At 72.0% G+C, this 21,589-nt stretch carries 20 protein-coding genes; 3 read left to right on the top strand and 17 right to left on the bottom strand.

The window, feature by feature from the left end; translation table 11 throughout:
- Positions 1–35: 35 nt before the first annotated feature.
- The gene (locus FXF65_RS41595) at positions 36–788 is read right to left on the bottom strand and encodes a peptidylprolyl isomerase (RefSeq protein ID WP_148355988.1); all 753 of its coding nucleotides are present in this window, start codon (positions 786–788) and stop codon (positions 36–38) included.
- Between the two features lie 207 nt (positions 789–995).
- On the opposite strand from FXF65_RS41595, the gene FXF65_RS41590 reads away from it, so the two are divergent.
- Genes FXF65_RS41590 through aspS form a run of 3 tightly spaced genes read left to right on the top strand, consistent with a single transcriptional unit; the run spans position 996 to position 4,771 of the window.
- Complete coding sequence (locus FXF65_RS41590; RefSeq protein ID WP_148355987.1) at positions 996–1,718, top strand: MBL fold metallo-hydrolase; 723 nt, start codon at positions 996–998, stop codon at positions 1,716–1,718.
- Between the two features lie 12 nt (positions 1,719–1,730).
- Entirely contained in the window at positions 1,731–3,011 is a 1,281-nt protein-coding gene (hisS, locus tag FXF65_RS41585; protein ID WP_148355986.1) for a histidine--tRNA ligase, read from the top strand.
- Positions 3,008–4,771 (top strand): aspartate--tRNA ligase, encoded by a 1,764-nt coding sequence (aspS, locus tag FXF65_RS41580; protein ID WP_148355985.1) that lies wholly within the window; start codon positions 3,008–3,010, stop codon positions 4,769–4,771. Before hisS ends, aspS begins: the two co-directional genes overlap by 4 nt.
- A 22-nt stretch (positions 4,772–4,793) precedes the next feature.
- Here the strand turns inward: aspS and FXF65_RS41575 are convergent, their stop codons facing one another.
- The 16 genes from FXF65_RS41575 to FXF65_RS41500 all read right to left on the bottom strand — a co-directional run bounded on the left by FXF65_RS41575 (position 4,794) and on the right by FXF65_RS41500 (position 21,534).
- Positions 4,794–6,968 (bottom strand): RelA/SpoT family protein, encoded by a 2,175-nt coding sequence (locus FXF65_RS41575; protein WP_222869028.1) that lies wholly within the window; start codon positions 6,966–6,968, stop codon positions 4,794–4,796.
- Between the two features lie 533 nt (positions 6,969–7,501).
- Positions 7,502–8,026 carry an adenine phosphoribosyltransferase gene (locus FXF65_RS41570; protein ID WP_148355984.1) on the bottom strand — a complete coding sequence of 175 codons (525 nt, stop codon included), beginning with the start codon at positions 8,024–8,026 and terminating at the stop codon, positions 7,502–7,504.
- A 125-nt stretch (positions 8,027–8,151) separates the two neighbouring features.
- The gene (secF, locus tag FXF65_RS41565; protein WP_148355983.1) at positions 8,152–9,330 is read right to left on the bottom strand and encodes a protein translocase subunit SecF; all 1,179 of its coding nucleotides are present in this window, start codon (positions 9,328–9,330) and stop codon (positions 8,152–8,154) included.
- A gap of 3 nt (positions 9,331–9,333) precedes the next feature.
- Positions 9,334–11,133, bottom strand: a complete 1,800-nt coding sequence (gene secD / locus FXF65_RS41560; protein ID WP_246199457.1) for a protein translocase subunit SecD — start codon at positions 11,131–11,133, stop codon at positions 9,334–9,336.
- 41 nt (positions 11,134–11,174) lie between these two features.
- Positions 11,175–11,672, bottom strand: coding sequence for a preprotein translocase subunit YajC (yajC, locus tag FXF65_RS41555; RefSeq protein ID WP_187412803.1), 498 nt, complete (start codon positions 11,670–11,672; stop codon positions 11,175–11,177).
- Between the two features lie 178 nt (positions 11,673–11,850).
- Positions 11,851–12,918: a Holliday junction branch migration DNA helicase RuvB gene (gene ruvB / locus FXF65_RS41550; protein WP_148355982.1), complete on the bottom strand. Its 1,068-nt coding sequence runs from the start codon at positions 12,916–12,918 to the stop codon at positions 11,851–11,853.
- Positions 12,915–13,523, bottom strand: coding sequence for a Holliday junction branch migration protein RuvA (gene ruvA, locus FXF65_RS41545; RefSeq protein ID WP_148355981.1), 609 nt, complete (start codon positions 13,521–13,523; stop codon positions 12,915–12,917). Before ruvA ends, ruvB begins: the two co-directional genes overlap by 4 nt.
- Positions 13,520–14,095, bottom strand: coding sequence for a crossover junction endodeoxyribonuclease RuvC (ruvC, locus tag FXF65_RS41540; RefSeq protein WP_148355980.1), 576 nt, complete (start codon positions 14,093–14,095; stop codon positions 13,520–13,522). The genes ruvA and ruvC overlap by 4 nt, the downstream gene beginning before the upstream one ends.
- A gap of 93 nt (positions 14,096–14,188) precedes the next feature.
- Complete coding sequence (locus FXF65_RS41535) at positions 14,189–15,340, bottom strand: GNAT family N-acetyltransferase (RefSeq protein ID WP_148355979.1); 1,152 nt, start codon at positions 15,338–15,340, stop codon at positions 14,189–14,191.
- 78 nt (positions 15,341–15,418) lie between these two features.
- Positions 15,419–16,174, bottom strand: a complete 756-nt coding sequence (locus FXF65_RS41530; RefSeq protein ID WP_067894429.1) for a YebC/PmpR family DNA-binding transcriptional regulator — start codon at positions 16,172–16,174, stop codon at positions 15,419–15,421.
- Between the two features lie 3 nt (positions 16,175–16,177).
- On the bottom strand, positions 16,178–16,795 hold the full coding sequence (gene pdxT / locus FXF65_RS41525) for a pyridoxal 5'-phosphate synthase glutaminase subunit PdxT (RefSeq protein ID WP_148355978.1): 618 nt from the start codon (positions 16,793–16,795) through the stop codon (positions 16,178–16,180).
- A gap of 138 nt (positions 16,796–16,933) precedes the next feature.
- Positions 16,934–17,548: a DUF6928 family protein gene (locus FXF65_RS41520; RefSeq protein WP_148355977.1), complete on the bottom strand. Its 615-nt coding sequence runs from the start codon at positions 17,546–17,548 to the stop codon at positions 16,934–16,936.
- 112 nt (positions 17,549–17,660) lie between these two features.
- Positions 17,661–18,584, bottom strand: a complete 924-nt coding sequence (gene pdxS / locus FXF65_RS41515) for a pyridoxal 5'-phosphate synthase lyase subunit PdxS (protein ID WP_148355976.1) — start codon at positions 18,582–18,584, stop codon at positions 17,661–17,663.
- 92 nt (positions 18,585–18,676) lie between these two features.
- On the bottom strand, positions 18,677–19,714 hold the full coding sequence (locus FXF65_RS41510) for a DUF3048 domain-containing protein (RefSeq protein WP_148355975.1): 1,038 nt from the start codon (positions 19,712–19,714) through the stop codon (positions 18,677–18,679).
- A 104-nt stretch (positions 19,715–19,818) separates the two neighbouring features.
- A complete protein-coding gene (locus tag FXF65_RS41505) occupies positions 19,819–20,361 on the bottom strand; it encodes a hypothetical protein (RefSeq protein WP_148355974.1) in 543 nt (180 codons plus the stop codon).
- 3 nt (positions 20,362–20,364) lie between these two features.
- A complete protein-coding gene (locus tag FXF65_RS41500; protein WP_148355973.1) occupies positions 20,365–21,534 on the bottom strand; it encodes a glycosyltransferase family 4 protein in 1,170 nt (389 codons plus the stop codon).
- Between the last annotated feature and the right edge of the window lie 55 nt (positions 21,535–21,589).

Below are 21,589 nucleotides of genomic sequence, written 5' to 3'. Positions count from 1 at the left end.
CCTCCGGACCCTCCACACCTTAGTATCCCGTTCGCCTATTTCCCGGCGATCGTGACGTCCTGGATCTCTACCTTCTTCTTCGGCTTGCCGTCGCCCTTCGGGTCCGAACCAGCGTCCGCGATCTTCGTCAGCACGTCCAGCCCCTTGGTGATCTTCCCGAAGACGGTGTAGTCGGGCGGGAGCTGCGAGTCCTTGTACACCATGAAGAACTGGCTGCCGTTCGAGTCGGGCAGGTTGCTGTGCGCCATCGCCAGCGTGCCCTCGGTGTAGGTAGCGCCGCTGGTGTTCTCGTTCGCGAACCCGTAGCCCGGCCCGCCGGTGCCCTTCCCCGTGGGGTCGCCGCACTGCAGGACGTTCAGGCCGCCGCTCGTCAGCCGGTGGCACGGCGACTTGTCGTAGAAGTTCTTCTCCGCGAGGTAGACGAACGACCCGACCGTGCAGGGCGCCTTCTCGCCGTAGAGCTGCATCTCCACGTCGCCGCTGTTGGTCTTGACCGTCGCCTGGACGGTCCCCGTGTGCGCGGGCTTCGCCGGCGGAGTCCCGAGCCCCTTGGGCGCGCCCTCGTTCGGGGCCGCCTTGTAGGCGCACTTCGGGCCGTCGGCCGTGGACTCGTCGTCCTTGCCGGTCGCCACCATGAACACGCCGCCGCCGACGGCGACCACCGCCACCGCGGCCGCGGCGCCGACGAGCTTGACGCGGCGCGCCCGCGCCGCCTCCTGCGCCCGCCGCTGCTGCTGCCGCTCATAGCGCTGCCGCGCGATCTCCTTCTTGCGGTCCTTCCCCGCCACGGGCCTGTCCCTCCGGTGTGATCAGGTGAACGTGCAGCGCATAGTAGCGGCACCCGCGAGTAAAATCGCGTCCGCTTTCAGGGAGGGGCCCGCGGGGCCCCGGGACCCCGTCCCGCGACACGGCGGCCGCGATCTCGTTCGCCGCGGCCATGGCCGCGCCGGTACCCTCGGACAGGCCGCCCGTGATGCCTCGAAGGAAGGACGACCGTGCTCGTCGCCGGGTTCCCCGCCGGATCGTTCGCCGCGAACTGCTATGTCGTGGCGCCCGCCGCGGGTGAGGAGTGCGTGATCGTCGACCCCGGCGAGGACGCCGAGGCGGGGATCGACGCGATCCTGCGCGAGCACCGGCTGAAGCCGGTCGCGGTGCTGCTGACCCACGGCCACATCGACCACGTCTGGTCGGTGGCGCCGGTCTGCGGCGCGAAGGACGTCCCCGCCTACATCCACCCGGACGACCGCGAGCTGCTCACCGACCCGGCCAAGGGGCTGTCCCTCGGCCCGGGCCAGCAGCTCTTCGGCGGCCTCGAGCTGTCCGAGCCGGACGAGGTGAAGGAGCTGGCCGACGGGTCGGTGCTGGAACTCGCGGGGCTGAGCTTCACCGTCGACCACGCCCCGGGCCATACGCCGGGGTCGGTGACGTTCCGGACGCCGGAGACCGCGGAGCTGCCGGACGTGATGTTCAGCGGCGACCTGCTGTTCGCCGGGTCCATCGGACGCACCGACCTGCCGGGCGGATCGTACGAGGAGATCCTCGCCAGCCTGTCCCGGGTGTGCCTCAGCCTGCCCGACGAGACGGCGGTCCTGCCCGGCCACGGACAGCAGACCACAATCGGCCGCGAGCGCGCGACGAACCCGTTCCTCTCGGAGCTCTCTCCGGGTTCAGGGAATGACCGGGCGGTTCCGCCGAACGGGCCCAACAAGGGATTCTGAGCCAGAGAGACCATGAGTTCGAGCTTCCGGGCCCCCAAGGGGGTCAGTGAATACGTTCCGCCGCGCGCGGACCTTCTCTACGCCGTCCGCGAGGCGTTCGCCGAGCGGGCGCGGCTGGCCGGTTACGGCTACCTGGAGCTGGCCGTCTTCGAGGACACCAACCTCTTCAGGCGGGGCGTCGGCGAGTCCACCGACGTGGTGTCCAAGGAGATGTACACCTTCGAGGACCGCGGCGGCCGGTCGCTGACGCTGCGTCCCGAGTTCACCGCGTCGGTGCTGCGCGCCGTCCTGGAGAACAACCTGCACCGGGGCGCGCTGCCGGTGAAGGTGTGGACGAGCGGCCCCGCGTTCCGCGCGGAGCGCCCGCAGCAGGGCAGGTACCGGCAGTTCTACCAGCTCGACCTGGAGGCGATCGGCAGCGAGGACCCGCGCGTCGACGCCGAGACCATCGCGATCGCGTGGCACTGGTACCGGTCCCTCGGGCTGACCCGGGTGCGGCTGCTGCTGAACTCGCTCGGCTGCAAGGAGTGCCGCCCGGCCTACCGGGCCCTGCTGCAGGACTTCCTGCGCGGCCTCGACCTCGACGAGGACACCCGCGCCCGCGTCGAGATCAACCCGCTGCGGGTGCTGGACGACAAGCGCCCCCAGGTCCGGGCCCAGCTCGGCGGCGCCCCGCTGATGGCCGACCACCTGTGCCCGGCGTGCAAGGCGTACCACGACCGCGTCCGCGAGCTGCTCGCCGACCTCGGCATCGCGTGGGAGGACACCCCCACCCTCGTCCGCGGGCTCGACTACTACACCCGCACGACCTACGAGTTCGACCACCCGCTGCTCGGCGCGCAGTCCGGCATCGGCGGCGGCGGGCGCTACGACGGCCTGTCGGAGGACATCGGCGGCCCGCCGCTTCCCGGCATCGGGTTCGGCCTCGGCCTCGACCGCACGCTCCTCGCGATGGACGCCGAGTCGCAGGAGGGCGGGGACGTCGCGTTCGAGGCGCGGCCGCGCTGCGAGGCGTTCGGGGTGGCGCTCGGCGACGCGGCGGAGCGGCGGATGTTCGCGCTGGTGGACGAGCTGCGCCGGGCCGGGATCGCCGCCGACATGGCGTTCGGCGGCAAGCGGCTGAAGGGCGCGATGAAGGACGCCGACCGATCCGGCGCCCGGTACGCCGTGATCCTCGGGGAGCGAGATATCGCGGACGGCGTCGCCCAGGTCAAGGACCTGGCCGAGGGCGAGCAGACCGCCGTCCCGCTCACCGGCATCGTCACGACGTTGAAGGAGAGGCTCTCCAAATGATCCGCACGCACGAGGCGGGGACGCTCCGCAAGGAGCACGCCGGGCAGCAGGTCACGCTGGCCGGCTGGGTCGGCCGCCGCCGCGACCACGGCGGCGTCACGTTCATCGACCTGCGGGACGCGTCCGGCGTCGCCCAGGTGGTCTTCCGGGAGGAGGACACCGCGCACGACCTCCGCTCGGAGTTCTGCGTCAAGGTCGTCGGGGAGGTGCGCGTCCGCCCGCCGGGCAACGAGAACCCCGAGCTGCCGACCGGCGACGTCGAGGTCGCCGCCGCCGACATCGAGGTGCTGTCGGACGCCGCGCCGCTGCCGTTCCCGATCGAGGGCGACGTCAACGTCAACGAGGAGATCCGGCTCAAGTACCGGTACCTCGACCTGCGCCGCGACTCCGTCGCGCGGGCGATGAAGGTGCGCTCGGAGGCGTCGTTCCTCGCGCACGAGGTGATGCGCGAGCACGGCTTCGTCAACGTGGAGACGCCGACGCTGACCCGGTCGACGCCGGAGGGCGCGCGCGACTTCGTCGTCCCCGTCCGGCTCAAGCCGGGCCACTGGTACGCGCTGCCGCAGTCACCGCAGCTGTTCAAGCAGCTCCTCATGGTCGGCGGCCTGGAGCGCTACTACCAGATCGCCCGCTGCTACCGCGACGAGGACTTCCGCGCCGACCGGCAGCCCGAGTTCACCCAGATCGACATCGAGATGTCGTTCGCCGACCAGGACGACGTCCTCAAGGTCGGCGAGGACCTCGTCGCCCGGCTGTGGAGGGAGATCGCCGGGTACGAGGTCCCGCGCCCGATCCCCCACATCACCTACGCCGACGCGCTGGCCCGGTACGGCTCCGACAAGCCCGACCTGCGGTTCGGCCTCGAGCTGACCGACATGACCGAGTACTTCTCCGGCACGTCGTTCCGCGTCTTCCAGGCCCCGTACGTCGGCGCGGTCGTGATGCCGGGCGGCGCGTCCCAGACCCGCAAGGAGCTGGACGCCTGGCAGGACTGGGCCAAGGCGCGCGGCGCCCGCGGCCTCGCGTACGTGCTCGTCCAGGACGACGGGACCCTCGGCGGCCCCGTCGCGAAGAACCTGTCCGACGCCGAGAAGGACGGCCTCGCCGCGAAGACCGGCGCCGCCCCCGGCGACGCGGTGTTCTTCGGCGCCGGGAAGCGGCACGCCACGCAGGAGCTGCTCGGCGCGGCCCGGCTGGAGATCGGCCGCCGCCGCGAGCTGATCGACGAGACGGCGTGGGAGTTCGTCTGGGTCGTCGACGCGCCGATCTTCGAGCCGGTCGAGGACGACAAGGGCGAGCGGATCGGCTGGACGGCCGTGCACCACCCGTTCACCGCGCCGAAGCCGGAGTTCGCCGACACCTTCCACGACGACCCGGGCTCCGCCCTCGCCGACGCCTACGACCTCGTCCTGAACGGCAACGAGATCGGCGGCGGGTCGATCCGTATTCACCGGGTGGAGATGCAGCAGCGGGTGTTCGACGTGCTCGGCCTGTCGAAGGAGGAGGCCGAGTCGCAGTTCGGGTTCCTGCTGGAGGCGTTCAAGTTCGGCCCGCCCCCGCACGGCGGCATCGCCTTCGGCTGGGACCGGACCGTCATGCTCCTCGCCGGGCAGGACTCGATCCGCGACGTGATCGCGTTCCCGAAGGCGGCGTCCGGGTACGACCCGCTGACCGCCGCGCCGACGCCGATCAGCCCGCAGCAGCGGGCGGAGGCGGGCGTCGACTTCGTCCCCGAGGACGAGGAACCGGCCGAAGACTGACCCGACGGCAGCGGCGCCGCCCCTAGCGGGTGGCGCCGCTGGTCGTCCGGTACACGTCGTACACGCCGTCGATGGACCGGACGGCCTTCAGCACGTGCCCGAGGTGCTTCGGGTCGCCCATCTCGAACGTGAACCGGCTGACCGCGACCCGGTCGCGGGTCGTCGTGACCGACGCCGACAGGATGTTCACGTGCTGGTCGGACAGGACGCGGGTCACGTCCGACAGCAGCCGCGGCCGGTCGAGCGCCTCCACCTGGATCGCCACGAGGAAGACCGACTCCTCCCCCGGTGACCATTTCACGTCGATCAGCCGGTCGGGCTGCGACTTCAGGCTGGCGACGTTCGCGCAGTCGGCGCGGTGCACGGACACGCCGTGCCCGCGCGTCACGAACCCGACGATGTCGTCGCCCGGCACCGGGGTGCAGCACCGGGACAGCCGGACCCAGACGTCCGGGTCGTCCGCGACGACGACGCCCGGGTCACCGGCGGGACGGCTCCGCTTGCGCCGCGTCGGCAGCGCGATCTCGGCGAGGTCCTCGTCGGCGGACTCGACGCCGCCGAGCGCGTCCACCAGCTTCTGGACGACGTTCTGCGCCGACACCTGGCTCTCGCCGACCGCCGCGTACAGCGACGACACGTCCGGGTAGCGCAGGTCGCGGGCGAGGGCGAGCAGCGCCTCGCCGGACATCATCCGCTGCAGCGGCATGTTCTGCTTGCGCATCGCGCGGGCGATGGCGTCCTTGCCGGACTCGATCGCGGTGTCGCGGCGCTCCTTGGAGAACCAGTGCTTGATCTTGTTGCGGGCGCGGGCGCTCTTGACGAAGCCGAGCCAGTCGCGGCTCGGACCCGCGTCCTGCGACTTGGAGGTGAACACCTCGACGGTGTCGCCGTTGTCGAGGGTCGATTCGAGGGGGACGAGGCGCCCGTTGACGCGGGCGCCGATACATCGGTGCCCGACCTCGGTGTGGATCGCGTACGCGAAGTCGACCGGCGTCGCGCCCTGCGGCAGCGCGATCACGTCGCCCTTCGGCGTGAACACGAACACCTCGGACACCGACAGGTCGAACCGCAGCGACTCCAGGAACTCGGCCGGGTCGGCGGTCTCCTTCTGCCAGTCGAGGAGCTGGCGGAGCCACTGCATGTCGCCGGCCTTGCGGCCGCCGACCGTCTCCTCCTTGTACTTCCAGTGCGCGGCGACGCCGTACTCGGCGCGCCGGTGCATGCCCCAGGTGCGGATCTGCAGCTCGACGGGCTTGCCCTCCGGGCCGATCACCGTCGTGTGCAGCGACTGGTACATGTTGAACTTCGGCATCGCGATGTAGTCCTTGAACCGGCCGGGGACCGGGTTCCACCGCGCGTGGATCGAGCCGAGTGCGGCGTAGCAGTCGCGGACGCTGTCGACGAGGACCCGGATGCCGACCAGGTCGTAGATGTCGTCGAAGCTGACGTCCCGCGCGATCATCTTCTGGTAGATCGAGTAGTAGTGCTTCGGCCGTCCCGTCACCGTGGCCTTGATCCGGGCCTCGCGCAGGTCGGTGGAGACGTTCTCGATCACTTCCTGCAGGTAGACGTCGCGGCGCGGGGCGCGCTCGGACACCAGCCGCGCGATCTCGTCGAACCGCTTCGGGTACAGGGTGGCGAAGGCGAGGTCCTCCAGCTCCCACTTCAGCGTGTTCATGCCGAGGCGGTGCGCGAGCGGCGCGAACACCTCAAGGGTCTCGCGGGCCTTCTTCTCCTGCTTGTGGCGCGGCATGTAGCGCAGGGTGCGCATGTTGTGCAGCCGGTCGCCGAGCTTGATCACCAGGACGCGGATGTCGCGGGACATCGCCACGACCATCTTGCGGACGGTCTCGGCCTCCGCCGCCTCCCCGTACTTGACCTTGTCGAGCTTGGTGACGCCGTCGACGAGCGCGCCGATCTCGTCGCCGAACTCGGTGGTCAGCTGCTCCAGCGTGTACGGGGTGTCCTCGACGGTGTCGTGCAGCAGCGCCGCGCAGAGCGTCTCGGTGTTCATGCCGAGCTCGGCGAGGATCGTCGCGACCGCGAGGGGGTGCGTGATGTAGGGGTCGCCGCTCTTGCGCTTCTGGTGGCGGTGGTAGTGGGCGGCGACGTCGTAGGCGCGCTCGATGAGCCGCAGGTCCGCCTTCGGATGGGTGTTGCGGACCGTCTTGATCAGTGGTTCGAGTACCGGGTTCATAGTGGGGCCGCGCTGGGCGCCCAACCTGGCGAGCCTACGGCGCACCCGGGCGGCAGACGGTGGAATCGTGGCCGGCGTGGGCCTGGACGGGACGGCGGGCTCGGATTTCCGGGCGGGCGCCGCGGGCTTCTCGGCCGCGGACGCGGTGCCGGACTTCTCGGCGGGCTTGTCGGCGGCGGGGTCGGCGGGTTTCTCGGCGGATTTTCGGTCAGGGCCTTTTGCGGGATCCTCGGCGGGTTCGCCGGGCGCGGGTTTCGCGGCGGCCGGCTTCTCGGCCGGCCGTTCGGCCGGGGCTCGCCGCGCGCCGGTCCGACCGGCGGCGGGCGCCTGCTCCGGCGGGCGCTCCGGCCCGGGCGGCGCCTGGACGTCCCCCGTCGTCGGCGCGGCGGTGTCGTTCACCGCGTCGGTCGATACCACCTCACCTGGCACCCAGCCTCCTTGGTCCACGCGGGCGCTCGTTCCCCCTGACCGGCGGGACGCGCCCGTTCCCGCCGGGCCCTGATGGCGCCAGTGTATCCGGCGCCTATTTCGTACTAGACCGTAACGAGTGAATGAACGTCCAGATTCCGCAGCTTGTCGCGTCCGTTCAGGAACGACAGCTCCATCAGGACGGACAGCCCGGCGATCTCCCCGCCGCCCCGGCGGACGAGTTCGGCGGTGGCCGCGGCCGTCCCGCCGGTGGCGAGGACGTCGTCGACGATCAGTACACGGTCGCCCGGTTCGAGCGCGTCGAGATGGATCTCGATCGTCTCGGTTCCGTATTCGAGATCATAGGTCTCCTCGTGCGTCGCCGCGGGCAGTTTCCCCTTCTTGCGCACCGGCACGAAGCCCGCGCCGAAGTGGTAGGCGACGGGCGCGGCGAGGATGAACCCGCGCGCCTCGATCCCGACGATCTTGTCGATGGTGCCGCGGCCGTGGTGGTTGACGATCGCGTCCACGACTCCCGCGAACGCGACGTGGTCGGCCAGCAGCGGCGTGATGTCCTTGAAGACGACCCCGGCCTTCGGGTAGTCGTCCACGTCGCGGATCCGGTCCTGGATCAGCTTGCCGAGGTCCACGTTGCGCTCCCTGTGAGGTATTCCACTCTTCCGCGGCCGGGCGAAAGGGCCCGGACACGCGCCGTGCCCGCGTCCGCCGGGGGCTGTCTCGCCCCGGGCGGGCGCGGGCACGGCCTTCGGACGGCCTACTTGCCGCCGCGGCGCTGCTGCCGGGTGCCGCGCTTCGGCTGCTGGCGCGGCCCGGAGTTCACGACCTTGCGGACGGTGACGCTGCCGCGGACGTCGTCGGTGGACCCGCCGCCCGCGTCGTCCGGGTCGTCGTCCGAGCCGGGCGGCCCGTCGTCCGGCCCGCCGCCGGAGGCGCCCGCCGTGGCCTTGACCTTCGCGGTCTTGGCCTGCCGCTTCGTGCTCTGCTCGCGGCGGGCGATGTTCTCGCGGATCTGCTTGTACTTCGGCTCGCGCTCCTTGAACTGGACGAGCAGCGGCGTCGCCACGCAGATCGACGAGTACGTCCCGACGATCATGCCGACGAACAGCGCGAGCGACAGGTCCTTGAGGGTGCCCGCGCCGAACAGCGTCGTCCCGATGAACAGGATCGCGCCGACCGGCAGGATCGCCACCAGCGAGGTGTTCAGGGAGCGGACCAGCGTACTGCTGAGTGCCTGGTTGGCCGCCTCGCTGTAGGTGGTCTTCGAGGTCGGCCCGAGCGGTTTCGTGACCTCCTTGATCATGTCGAAGACCACGACCGCGTCGTAGAGCGAGTACCCGAGGATCGTCAGGAAGCCGAGCAGCGTCGCCGGGGTGACCTCGAACCCGGACCAGGCGTACACGCCCGCCGTGATGATCAGGTCGTGCACCAGCGCGACGACGGCGGCGACCGCCATCCGCCACTCGAACGCGACGGACAGGTAGGCGATGATCAAGATCATGAAGACGATCAGCGCCTGCCACGCCTTCTTCTGGATCTCACCGCCCCAGGAGGCGCCGACGACCTGGGTGCTGATCTTGTCCGGAGCGACGTTCAGCTTCTTGCCGACGACCGTCTTGACCTCGGTGACCTGGGCGGACGACAGGCTCTCCGTCGTCACGCGCCAGTCGCTGCCCGCCTTCTGCACGATCGCCTGGTGCGCGCCGCCGCCGGTGACGGCGCCGCGCACGTCCTCGATCGAGGTGCCCGCGGACTTGAAGGTGAAGACGGAGCCGCCCTTGAACTCGACGCCGAAGTTCAGCCCCTGGACGAGCAGTCCGGCGATCGACAGGGCCAGCAGCAGCCCGGAGATCGTGGCCCAGATCTTCGGCCGGCCGACGATGTCGGCGCTGATCTCGCCGCGGTAGATCCGGGAAGTGACCGCACGCAGTCCCATGGCTCAGCCCTCCTGGCTCGTGCCGACGGCGGCGGCGGTCGACTTCTGCGTCGCGCGGTGCAGCCGTCTCGGGTCGAGCCCGGACAGCGGATGGCCCCGGCCGAAGAAGTTCGTCCGGGACAGGAGCGCAACCAGCGGCTTCGTGAAGAAGAACACCACGACGATGTCGATCAGCGTCGTCAGGCCCATCGCGAACGCGAACCCGGCGACGCCGCCCACCGCGAGGAAGTACAGCACCAGCGCGGCGAGGAACGTCACGGCGTCGGCGACGAGGATGGTGCGCCGCGCCCGCTTCCAGGCGTTCTCGACCGACGGGCGGAGCCGGCGGCCGGCGCGCAGCTCGTCCCGCAGGCGCTCGAAGTAGACGATGAACGAGTCGGCCGTGATGCCGATGGAGACGATCAGGCCGATGATGTGCGGCAGCGACAGCCGGAAGCCCATCCCCTCACCGAGGATGACGACCGCCAGATAGGTGACCATGGACGCCACCGCGAGGCTGGACACCGCCACGAGGCCGAGGCCCCGGTAGTAGAACAGGCAGTAGAGCACGACCAGCCCGAGCCCGATCGCGCCCGCGACGAGGCCGCCGCTGAGCTGGTCGGAGCCGAGCGTCGAGGACACCTCGTCGATCGAGCTCTGCTTGAACTCCAGCGGCAGCGCGCCGTACTTCAGCACGTTGGCGAGGTCGTTGGCGTACTGCTGGTCGAAACTCTCGGGCGGGCCGTCGATGCTGGCGGTGCCGCCGGTGATCGCGCCCTCCCGGATGCTGGGCGCCGACACGACCTGGCCGTCCAGGACGATCGCGACCTGCGCCCGCGGGGAGTTCGGGTCCTGCTGGTAGGCGCCGGAGGCGTCGGTGGTGACCGCGCCGAACTGCTTGGCGCCCTTGCCGTCGAACTTCAGCGACACCGACCAGCTCGCCTGGCCCTGCTGCGAGTTCGGCGGCATCGCGTTGGCCTTGTCGACGTTCTCGCCGAGCACCCGGACGGGGCCGAGGATGTACTTGGTGACCCGGTCGTCCTCCGCCTTCTGGTCGCAGGCGGCGACGAACTGGCGGTTCGGGTCGTTCGCGCCGGGGACGCGCTTGTCGCCGCCGTAGCAGTCGAGCGTCTCGAACTGCTTGATCACTGCTTTGTCGGTGACGCCGGGGTAGTCCTGCGCGGGAGCCTGCGGCTGCCCGGACGGCTGCACCAGCGGCGACGACGGCGTCGGGGCCGCCGTCGGCGCGCCGGACCCGGACGGCTTCGGCGTCGGCGCGGCCAGCGCGCCCGACAGCGCCCGGCCGCGCGGCGTGGCCGACCCCGACGGAGACGCGGACGCGCTCCCGGACGGCGACGGGCTCTTGCTGTCCTTCTTCGCGCCGTCCTTGGCCTTGCCGGTGGGGCTCGGCGACGGGGCCGGCGGGGCGCCCGAGGTGGGCTTGCCGTCGGCGATCGCGAAAACCTGCCGGAACTGGAGCTTGGCGGTCGTTCCGATCAGGTTGACGACGCGGCCCTGTCCCTCACCGGGGACGTTGACCACGATGTTGTTGCTGCCCTGCTTCGTGACCTCCGCGTCCGAGACCCCGAGGCCGTTGACCCGCTGAGTCATGATCTTGACGGCCTGGTTCATCTGCTCGGCCGGCGGGTTCTTGCCGTTCGGGGTCTTGGCGGTGAGGGTCACGGTCGTCCCGCCGGCGAGGTCGAGCCCGAGCTTGGGCTTCGTCTGCCCTTGCCAGACCGCCACGCCGGCGAGGACGACCAAGGTCGCGAAGAGCGCGAGGAGCGTGCGCCCGGGCTTGGGAGCGCTGCTTGACGGAGCCACTTGTCGTCTTACTTCCCGTCTGGAGTCGAAACCGGAAGAGATCAGGCGGACGGCTTGTCCGCCGCCTTGACCTTGGCCCTCCCCTTGGGCTCGGACTCATCTGCCCCGTCTTCACCGTCCGCCTCGTCCTCTGCCGAGGCGTCGGTGCCGGCGTCCTTGGACAGGTCGACGCGGTCGTCGTCCTCGTCCTGGTCGTCGTCCCCGTCGAGCTCGTCGTCGAGTTCGTCGTCGACGTCGTCCGGCTCGTCCTTGAGAACCTGCATCACGGCCTGCTTGACGAAGCGGACCTCGACGCCCTCCGCGATCTCCAGCACGAGACCGTCGTCGTCGACCTCCACGACGGTGGCACGCATCCCGCTGGTCGTCAGCACGCGCGCGCCCGGCGTCATCGCGTTCTGCATCTGCATCTGCTCCTTGCGCCGCCTGCTCTGCGGGCGGATCAGCAAGAAGTAGAAGACCAGGGGCACGGCGAGGAGCAGCAGCAGGTTGAAGGCCCCGCTTCCGCCCGAGCCCGCCGCGAGAATCATGTCGCTGCCCATTACCGGGGCATCCTTCCGATGTCGTTTGTCCAGCCAGTGACCGGACCGGTCACGTACCACGGGACCGCCGGCTGGAGACGGTGAACCAGGTCCCGGAGTCTAGAGAGTACGCGAGACCCCGGCAACGACGCGACGATCGGTGACGCCGGGAAGTTCCCAACCCGTTACCCGAAGATCATCATTCCGAGCTTTCCGGATCGTCCCGGTCCAAATCGAACAGCGTCCCGGCCATGGGCGCGGTCGGCGGCGGAGTGAGCCCCAGATGCGCCCATGCGGCGCCCGTGGCCACCCTTCCGCGCGGCGTCCTGGCCAGCAGGCCCTGCCGGACGAGGAACGGCTCCGCGACGACCTCCACGGTCTCCGGCTCCTCCCCCACCGACACCGCCAGCGTCGACAGGCCCACCGGACCGCCGCCGAACTTGCGCAGCAGCGATCCGAGCACGGCCCGGTCGAGCCGGTCGAGGCCCCGTTGGTCCACCTCGTACAACGCGAGCGCGGACCGCGCGGATTCCCAGGTCACCGTCCCGTCGCCGCGGACCTCCGCGTAGTCGCGGACGCGGCGCAGCAGCCGGTTGGCGATCCGGGGGGTGCCGCGCGAGCGCCCGGCGACCTCGGCGGCGGCGTCGGCGGCGATCTCGACGTCCAGCAGCCGCGCCGACCGGTGGACGATCACCTCCAGCTCGGCGGGCTCGTAGAAGTCCATGTGCGCGACGAAGCCGAACCGGTCGCGCAGCGGGCCCGGCAGCATCCCGGCCCTGGTGGTGGCGCCGACCAGCGTGAACGGCGCGATGTCGAGCGGGATCGCGGTCGCGCCGGGGCCCTTGCCGACGACGACGTCGACGCGGAAGTCCTCCATGGCCATGTAGAGCATCTCTTCGGCGGGACGGGCCAGCCGGTGGATCTCGTCCAGGAACAGGACCTCGCCCTCGGCGAGCGTGGACAGCACGGCCGCGAGGTCACCGGCCCGCTCGATCGCCGGGCCGGAGGAGATCCGCAGCGGCCGCCCCAGCTCCGCCGCGATGATCATGGCGAGGGTGGTCTTGCCGAGGCCGGGGCCGCCGGACAGCAGCACGTGGTCGGGCGTCCGGCCGCGCCGCAGCGCGCTGTGCAGCACCAGCGACAACTGCTCGCGGACGCGCTCCTGGCCGACGAAGTCGTCCAGCATCTTCGGCCGCAGCGCGGCCTCGATCGCCTGCTCCTCCGCGCCGACCGCGTCCGCCGACACCAGCCGCTCCGGCTCACTCATCCCTTGCTCAGTTTCTTCAACGCGGACCTCAGCAGAACGGCGACGGGAGGCGCTTCGGCGCCGTCGAGGTCGGCCGCCACGGCGGAGACGGCGGCGTCGGCGTCCTTGGCGGACCAGCCGAGGTTGATCAGGCCCATCTGGACCTGCTCGCGCCACGGCTCGGCGCGGGCGGGCGCGCGGAGGTCGGCGGCGGCGTCACCGACCGGGCCGCCGAGCCGGTCGCGCAGTTCCAGCACGAGCCGCTGCGCCCCCTTCTTCCCGATGCCGGGGACCTTGGTCAGCGCGGTCAGGTCCTCGGCGGCGACCGCGTGGCGCAGCGCGTTCGGCGTGTGCACGGCGAGCATCGCCAGCGCCAGCCGCGGGCCGATGCCGCTCGCGGTCTGCAGCAACTCGAAGACGGCGCGCTCGTCGTCGTCGGCGAACCCGAACAGGGTGAGGGAGTCCTCGCGGACGACCAGCGAGGTCGGCACCTTCGCGTGGTCGCCGACCCGCAGCCCGGCGAGCGTCGTGGGGGTGCACTGCACCGACAGGCCGACGCCGTGGACGTCGATCACCGCCCCGTCGGGTCCGGCGGCGGCCACCCGGCCGCTGACGAAGGCGATCACTCGCTGGTTCCTCCTCTGCTCCGGGCGGCGAGCCGGGCGCGCTCGGCGTCCGCCGCCTGCTCGATCCGCGTCCGCTGCGCGCGGGCGAGGCGGTCCCGCGCGCCGCCGCGCCACACGTGGCAGATGGCGAGCGCGAGGGCGTCGGCGGCGTCCGCGGGGGTGGGCGGCGCGTCCAGCGCGAGCAGGCGCGTCACCATTCTCGTCACCTGCGCCTTGTCGGCGCGGCCGTTCCCGGTGACGGCGGCCTTGGCCTCGCTCGGGGTGTGCAGCGCGACGGGCAGGCCGCGGCGGGCGGCCACCAGCATCGCGACCCCGGCGGCCTGCGCGGTGCCCATCACGGTGCGGACGTTGTGCTGGGCGAACACGCGCTCCACGGCGACGGCGTCGGGGCGAAACTCCTCGACCAGGGCCTCGATGCCCGTCTCGATTCCCAGCAGGCGCAGGGCGACCTCGTCGCCGGGCGCGGTCCGGACGACGGACACGTGCACCAGGCCGAGCCGCTTGCCCGGGGCGCCCTCGACGACCCCCACCCCGCACCGGGTGAGCCCGGGGTCCACCCCCATCACCCGCACGGCCGCTCCTTCGATCACCTGTTCGGCCGAACACGCTACCAACTCGGCGTGACACCGGCACGGGCCGCGGGCGTGTCGTCCGGAAGGAGGCGCTCAGAAGTAGTCGAGGGAGAACGGCGCGGCGGCGAACGCGGCGGACAGCACGCCCGCGTCACCGCCCCCGAGCAGGCCGGACAGGCGCAGCGTCGACACCGGCACGCCCGCGTAGAGCGCCGCGAGCCCCCGCGCCCCGACCCGGACGGCGGCCGGGTCCTCGACGGAGCGCTCCAGGCGTCCGCGGCCGTCCGCGATCTCCAGCCGCCAGTGCCCCGAGTTCGCGGGACGCTGCGGATCGTCGATGAGAAGGGGCACTGAGCCCGCGACGCCGTCCGGGTAGCCGCGCGCCTCGATCGCGGCGGACGCGTCCACCAGGCGGAGCATCCACTGGCTCCGGCGGACGTTCTCGTGCTCGCGCTCGCGCAGCATCCACAGGACGGGGTCCATCGGCGACACGCACGCCCGGACGGTCGCGGCCGTCGACGAGCCGGATCCGACGATCGCCCACAGCGCCCGCAGCGTCCGCTCCGACGACGCCACGAGCTTGGCGACCTCAAGATGCGTGTTGCCGTCCGCCCACCGGTAGGCGAGGAAGCCGTCGTCGGCCAGGTAGGAGAAGAGGCCGGGCAGCGCGAGGACGGCCCGCCAGCGCGGCTCGTCGTACCCGACCGGGCCGCAGTCGCGGGCGTCCTCGTGCGCGCGGCCGACGACGGCGGCGACCCGCGCCGCGTCTTCGGGCCCGACTCGCCGGACGGGCACGCGCTCGGCGGCCACCGTGCGCAACTCCTCTGCGGGCAGTTCAACGTGGTGCTGCGCGCCCGCGTGTTCCCAGCCGAGCTTCCGGTAGAGCGTCGTCGTGGCCGGATACAGGACGGCCAGCGAATGCCCGAACGCGGCGCACCGCTCCAGGAGTTCGGTCACCATCGTCCGGGCGAGCCCGCTCCCGCGCCGCTCGGGCGCGACGGTGATCGAGCTCACGCCGCCCATGGACACCGGCCGGCCGTGCCACCACTGCGTCATCGCGTACAGCGCGCCGGTGGCGACGACCTCGCCGCCGTCGAACCCGGCGAACTGCCGCCCGGCCTCGGCCGACGGCGCGAACATCTCGGCGCGGCGGGCCCACAGGTCGTCCGGGACGGGCCCGAAGGCGCGGGCGCGGATGTCGCGGACGCTGTCGATCTCGTCCGGCCTGATCGCACGAACCTGCATGATCGAGACGTTACGTCATGCCTCGGACGCGAAACGCCGCCGCCCCGGGCGGGCGGCGGCGTCGGCGGAAGGCCCAGGTCAGGCGTCGATCGCCGCCAGGACGTCGTCGGGGACGTCGAAGTTGGCGTAGACGTCCTGGACGTCGTCGGAGTCTTCCAGGGCGTCGAGGAGGCGGAACACCTTCTTGGCGTTGTCCTCGTCGAGCGGGACGGTGACGGTCGGCAGGAACTTGCTCTCGGCCGACTCGTAGTCGATCCCCGCGTCCACCAGGGCGGTGCGGACGGCGACGAGGTCACCCGCCTCGCTGACGACCTCGAAGTTGTCCTCGTCGAGTTCGTTGACCTCTTCGGCCCCCGCGTCCAGGACGGCCATCATCACGTCGTCCTCGCTGGTGCCCGACTTCGGGACGATCACGACGCCCTTGCGGTTGAACATGTACGAGACCGAGCCGGGGTCGGCGAGGGACCCGCCGTTGCGGGTCAGCGCCACCCGGACCTCGGACGCGGCCCGGTTGCGGTTGTCGGTCAGGCACTCGATCAGGATCGCGACGCCGCCGGGCGCGTAGCCCTCGTAGGTGATGTTCTGCCAGTCGGCGCCTCCGGCCTCCTCACCGGCGCCGCGCTTGCGCGCGCGCTCGATGTTGTCGTTGGGGACGGAGTTCTTCTTCGCCTTGTAGATGGCGTCGTACAGCGTCGGGTTGGCGTCGGGATCGCCGCCGCCGGTGCGCGCCGCCACCTCGATGTTCTTGATCAGCTTGGCGAAGAGCTTGCCCCGCTTGGCGTCGAGGGCAGCCTTCTTGTGCTTGGTCGTCGCCCATTTGGAATGGCCGGACATCTGTCATTCCTCCTCTGTCGCCCGGCGCACCAGATCGGCGAAGTAGTGGTGCACGCGGAAATCGCCTGTCAGCTCCGGATGGAACGCGGTCGCGATGAGGCGCCCCTGGCGGACGGCGACGATCCTACCGGCGCTCGGACCGCTCTCGGTGCGTCCGAGTACCTCCACGGCCTCTCCGACCGACTCGACCCACGGCGCGCGGATGAAGACGGCGTGGTACGGCGCGTCCCCCATGCCGGTCAACTCGACGGCGGACTCGAACGAGTCGACCTGGCGGCCGAACGCGTTCCGCCGCACGGTCATGTCGATCCCGCCGACGGTCTCCTGGCCCGCGACGCCGTCCCGGATGCGGTCCGCGAGCATGATCATCCCGGCGCAGGAGCCGTACGCGGGCAGGCCCGCCTCGATGCGTTTGCGCAGCGGTTCGAGCATCTCGAAGGAGCGGGCGAGGCGCCACATGGTGGTGGACTCCCCGCCCGGCAGGACGATCCCGTCGACGCGCTCCAGCTCGTCGGGCCTGCGCACGTTCAGGGCGCGCGCGCCCGCCGCCTCCAGCGCGCGCGTGTGCTCGCGCACGTCGCCTTGCAGGGCGAGGACACCGATCGTGGGCACAGCGGTCACGTCGAACCTTCCCGGGGGTCGTGGAGATCGTCCAACCTTAGACGTTCCGTACAACGTTCCAAGACGGCGCGGCTCTTCCCACCGCCACGGCGATCGTCCGCCTGGGCGGGACTCCCCCGGCCGCCCGGAACAAGCGTGTCAGGCGTGCTTGAAACGGCGGAGCGGCAGTTCCAGCGGGAGGAAGCCGTCCTTGCCGCGGTCGGCGATGCCGCGTCCGAACATGTGCTCCTGCGCGAGCGCGAGCCCGAACTCCTCCGGGTCGAACGGCAGCGGGACGTCGGGCGCGCCCGCGTCGATCGCCCGCCAGAACGGGCGCTCGGCGGGCAGCCGCTCGCCCTGGTCGACGACGACGCCGTCCTCGGCCGTGACGAACACGTCCCGGCGCAGCTCGCCGGACTCGTACCAGCGGAACCAGCAGCCGTGGATCATGTTCTGCAGGACGAGCACCCCGCAGCGCGACCCGGGCAGCGCGGCGGCCGCCGTGTCGGCGATGCGGCGGGCGTCGTCGTCGAGGCCGAACAGCCGCCGGTCGCACAGCAGCAGCGCCCGCTCGAACGCGCCGACGAACAGCTCGTCCTCGTAGGGCCACAGCGCGAAGTCGAGGACGGTGTCGCCGGTCTCCGTCAGCGTGTCCGCCGGGTACAGGCCGCGCGCGATCGCGGCGGCGGCGTCCGGGTCGGGCACGAGCCCCGGCCGGAACACCTCCGCGGGTTCACCCGCGCTCGCGCACGCCAGCGCGACCGACCAAGCCATGCTCAACCCCTCCCGCGGCCGGGCACCGCCCGAGGAGCCCCGCTCCCCACCGGCCGCGCCGCCAGCGTAAACCCTGTCAGGGGCCGGTGTGGAGAGGGGTACCCCGATCCGGTTACCAGCCGCGGCCCGCGAACTTCTGGTCGTCGGCGAGGGAGGCCACGTTGATCCCGACCATGGCCTCGCCGAGCCCGCGGGACACCTTGGCGATCACGCCGGGGTCGTCGTGGAAGGTGGTGGCCTTCACGATCGCCTCGGCGCGCTGGGCCGGGTTGCCGGACTTGAAGATGCCGGAGCCGACGAAGACGCCCTCGGCGCCGAGCTGCATCATCATGGCGGCGTCGGCGGGCGTCGCGATGCCGCCGGCGGTGAACAGGACCACGGGCAGCTTCCCGGCCTCCGCGACCTCCTTGACCAGCTCGTACGGGGCCTGGAGCTCCTTCGCGGCGACGTAGAGCTCGTCCTCCGGCAGGTTCTGCAGCCGCCGGATCTCGCCGCGGATCTCGCGCATGTGCGTGGTGGCGTTGGAGACGTCGCCGGTGCCGGCCTCGCCCTTGGAGCGGATCATCGCCGCGCCCTCGGTGATGCGGCGCAGCGCCTCGCCGAGGTTGGTGGCGCCGCACACGAACGGGACGGTGAACGCCCACTTGTCGATGTGGTTCTCGTAGTCGGCCGGGGTGAGCACCTCGGACTCGTCGACGTAGTCGACGCCGAGCGCCTGCAGCACCCGGGCCTCGACGAAGTGGCCGATGCGGGCCTTCGCCATCACCGGGATGGACACCGCGGAGATGATCCCGTCGATCATGTCGGGGTCGCTCATCCGCGAGATGCCGCCCTCGGCGCGGATGTCGGCGGGCACCCGCTCCAGGGCCATCACGGCGACCGCGCCCGCGTCTTCGGCGATCTTCGCCTGGTCGGGCGTGACGACGTCCATGATCACGCCGCCCTTGAGCATCTCCGCCATGCCGCGCTTGACGCGGGCGGTCCCGATCTCGGGCGCGGCGTTCTCAGGGACGGGAGTGGAAGTGGACACGGGCATTCCTCACTACACGGACGATAAGTCCCTTCCATGGTATTGCCTGCTCGTCAGGCGTCTCGACCCGCATAGTGTCAGCGCGGGCGGCACGCCGGTTACGGGATGTACGGTTTCCCGTCGTTGACGAGCACGACCCAGACCTGGCCGGGCGCGAAGTTGACGGGCGTTCCGTCGGCCGCGGCGTAGGTCGTCCCCTGGCTCTCGGACGGGCGCGACCACTTGGCGTTGAACGCCTTGCCGTCCCGCAGGACGACGGCCCGTCCCGTCCCGGTGGTGTGGATCAGGGGCGTGTAGCTGCCGAGGAAGTCGTGGAACTTCGACCGGGTCGTCTTGGCGTACTGGACGACGACCGTCCGCCCGCCGAGGACGCCGCCCTCGGCGGCGACGTCGGGCCGTCCGCCCCAGCTCGCGAGCCACCGCTTCTGCTTGGCCGACCAGGTGAAACCCATCGTCGCGGCGGGCCACCGCGCCGTGAAGGACTTGACGGGCCTGCCGCCCGCGGGGGCCTCCCCGAACCGGAACCCGATGTCGCGCGGCCTGGCGGCCTTCGGCGCCTGCTTCAGCAGGTCCCTCGGATCGGCGTACAGGTTGTAGGGGATGCGCCGCGCCCCGGAGCGGAAGTACGCGGCGCCCGCCGACTCCTGGGACAGGTCGTACAGCGGCGCCTTGCGCACGTACTTCTTCATCTTGCTCTGGACGCCGGAGAACGCGAAGGCGGGGCGGCCGAACTGCGGCAGGATGTGCAGGTCGGAGATCCGGGCGCTGCGGACCGGTCCAACCCGCTTCGGCAGCCGGGACGAGAACACCGCCATCAGCCGCGTCTCGCCGCCCTCGACCTGCTCGACGTACACGATGTCGGCGGCCGACACCCCGCTCTGCGGCAGCGCCGGGCGCGTGTTCTCGACCTTGACCGCGAGGACGGGGTTGGTCAGCCCCTTCGTGCCTCCGTTGAAGGGATGCGTCGCCGGGACCGGCGCCGGGCTGTCGCTGGGCGCGACCGTGCTGCTCGGCGGCGCCGCCGACTTCGGGCCGCCGGAGTCCGAGCAGGCGGACAGCGCGGCGGCGCCGAGCGCGAGCAGGCCGAACCACGCGGCCCCCCGGCCCCTGACGGTGCTGCCCAAGACGGATCGCACGATCTGCCCCTCCTTTGTCCGGTCGCCCAGAGAGTCCTAGAGGGTAGCGAACGCCCGGATGCGTCCGTCCCCGTCCGCGGTACGGGCCCGGACGGGCGGCGGGGTCACGCCCCGGGCGGGTCGTCGTCGATCTCGAAGAAGTCGGGCAGCGGGGCGCGCCCGGCGAGCGGCAGCACCCGGATCAGCGGCCTGCGGCGCGCGGCCCGCGCCTGCCGGACGGCGTCGTTGTAGAACCGGCGCGCGTAGCCGACCCGCGCGGCGGCCGAGGTCAGCTCGTCCAGCGCCGCCTCCCCGTCGCCGGGGGCCCCGGCGGTGAGCGCGCCGGCGAAGTCGGGCTGGTCGACGACCGCGCGCAGCGCCCGGGACAGGTCGCTCTCGGCGAACTCGCGGTTGTCGGCGTCGGCGGTGCGGGCCTCGTGCGCGGCGGTCGCGAGGACGAGGCTGGCGGCCGGGTCGAGCAGCCGGGACGCGGCGAGCTCCAGCGCGGCGGCGGCGCGCCGGACGAGCGCGGCGTCCAGCGCGGCGCGGGCCGTCTCGACGCGGACGTGCAGCCGGTCGAGCCGGGTGGCGCGCCACGACACGTACACGCCGACCAGGAAGACGACGGCGACCCAGAACAGGACGTCGATGATCCAGTCGTAGGACATGCGTCAGGCCCCGAGGCCGGACTCGACGACGCGGGCGCCCGCCCCGGCGAGCGTCACCGTCTCGTACACGCGGAGAACGTCCCTGGCCACGGCGGACCAGTCGTAGGCGCGGACGGCGGCGCGGGCCTCCGCGGACAGCCGCTTGCGGCGCGCCGGGTCGTCCAGCAGCCCGCCCGCCGCCGCGGCGAGGGCCGCGTGGTCGCCCGCCGGGAACAGCTCCCCGGCCCGGCCGCCGAGCAGGACCCGGTCGAACGCCTCGATGTCGCTGGCGAGGATCGGCGCGCCCGCCGACATCGCCTCCGCGAGGACGATCCCGAAGCTCTCCCCGCCGAGGTTCGGCGCGACGAACACGTCCACCGAGTGGTAGGCGCGGACCTTGTCGGCCTCGCTGACCAGCCCGAGCACGACGACCCGGTCGCGCAGCCCCGGCGGGACGCGCGAGAGCGCGTCGTCGGCGTCGCCGGGCCCGGCGATCAGCAGCCGCAGGCCGGGCCGCGCCGGGGCGAGCGCCTCGAACGCGCGCAGCAGGACGTCCAGGCCCTTGCGGGGCTCGTCGATCCGGCCGAGGAAGCCGAGCGCCGCCGGGTCGGCGGGGCCGCGCGGGACGTCCGCCCGGCCGGACCAGCCGGGCAGCGGGTCGGCCACCGCGTACCGCTCGGTCGCGACGCCGTTCGGGATCAGCACGGCGTCGCCGCCGAGATGCTCGACGAGGCTCGTCCGGGCGGCCTCCGACACCGCGATCCGGCCGGTGATCTTCTCCAGCGCGCTCTGCAGGATCGGCGACATCACCGACAGCGCCCGCGACCGCTCGTAGGAGGCGTGGAACGTGCCCACGATCGGTCCGTCGGCGGCCCAGCAGGCGAGCAGGCCGAGCGACGGCGCGGTCGGCTCGTGGACGTGCAGGACGTCGAACCCGCCCTCGCGGATCCAGCGCCGGACGCGGCCCGCCGACCGGAACCCGAACGCCAGCCGCGCCACCGACCCGTTGTAGGGCACGGGCACGGCGCGACCGGCGGACGTCACGTGCGGCGGCAGCCGCGCGCCGTCGTCCGCCGGCGTGATCACCGACACCCGGTGGCCGAGCGCGATCAGCGCCTCGGCGAGGTCGCCGATGTGCTGCTGGACCCCGCCCGGCACATTCCACGTGTACGGGCAGACGATGCCGACCTTCATACGCCGACCTTCATACGCCGGCCCTTGCGAACCGGGCCCTCATACGCCGACCCTC

The organism is Actinomadura syzygii (assembly GCF_008085905.1).
GTDB lineage: Bacteria > Actinomycetota > Actinomycetes > Streptosporangiales > Streptosporangiaceae > Spirillospora > Spirillospora syzygii.
The sequence above is the reverse complement of the archived record's forward strand: the minus strand, read 5'-3'. Positions and strand labels throughout refer to the sequence as shown.

Bases quoted from the DNA above. Each gene is read 5' to 3' on its own strand.
- hisS (WP_148355986.1), top strand. From the start codon at position 1,731: ATGAGTTCGAGCTTCCGGGCCCCCAAGGGGGTCAGTGAATACGTTCCG.
- aspS (WP_148355985.1), top strand. From the start codon at position 3,008: ATGATCCGCACGCACGAGGCGGGGACGCTCCGCAAGGAGCACGCCGGG.
- FXF65_RS41575 (WP_222869028.1), bottom strand. From the start codon at position 6,968: ATGAACCCGGTACTCGAACCACTGATCAAGACGGTCCGCAACACCCAT.
- secF (WP_148355983.1), bottom strand. From the start codon at position 9,330: ATGGGACTGCGTGCGGTCACTTCCCGGATCTACCGCGGCGAGATCAGC.
- yajC (WP_187412803.1), bottom strand. From the start codon at position 11,672: ATGGGCAGCGACATGATTCTCGCGGCGGGCTCGGGCGGAAGCGGGGCC.
- ruvB (WP_148355982.1), bottom strand. From the start codon at position 12,918: ATGAGTGAGCCGGAGCGGCTGGTGTCGGCGGACGCGGTCGGCGCGGAG.
- FXF65_RS41535 (WP_148355979.1), bottom strand. From the start codon at position 15,340: ATGCAGGTTCGTGCGATCAGGCCGGACGAGATCGACAGCGTCCGCGAC.
- FXF65_RS41530 (WP_067894429.1), bottom strand. From the start codon at position 16,174: ATGTCCGGCCATTCCAAATGGGCGACGACCAAGCACAAGAAGGCTGCC.
- FXF65_RS41520 (WP_148355977.1), bottom strand. From the start codon at position 17,548: ATGGCTTGGTCGGTCGCGCTGGCGTGCGCGAGCGCGGGTGAACCCGCG.
- pdxS (WP_148355976.1), bottom strand. From the start codon at position 18,584: ATGCCCGTGTCCACTTCCACTCCCGTCCCTGAGAACGCCGCGCCCGAG.
- FXF65_RS41505 (WP_148355974.1), bottom strand. From the start codon at position 20,361: ATGTCCTACGACTGGATCATCGACGTCCTGTTCTGGGTCGCCGTCGTC.
- FXF65_RS41500 (WP_148355973.1), bottom strand. From the start codon at position 21,534: ATGAAGGTCGGCATCGTCTGCCCGTACACGTGGAATGTGCCGGGCGGG.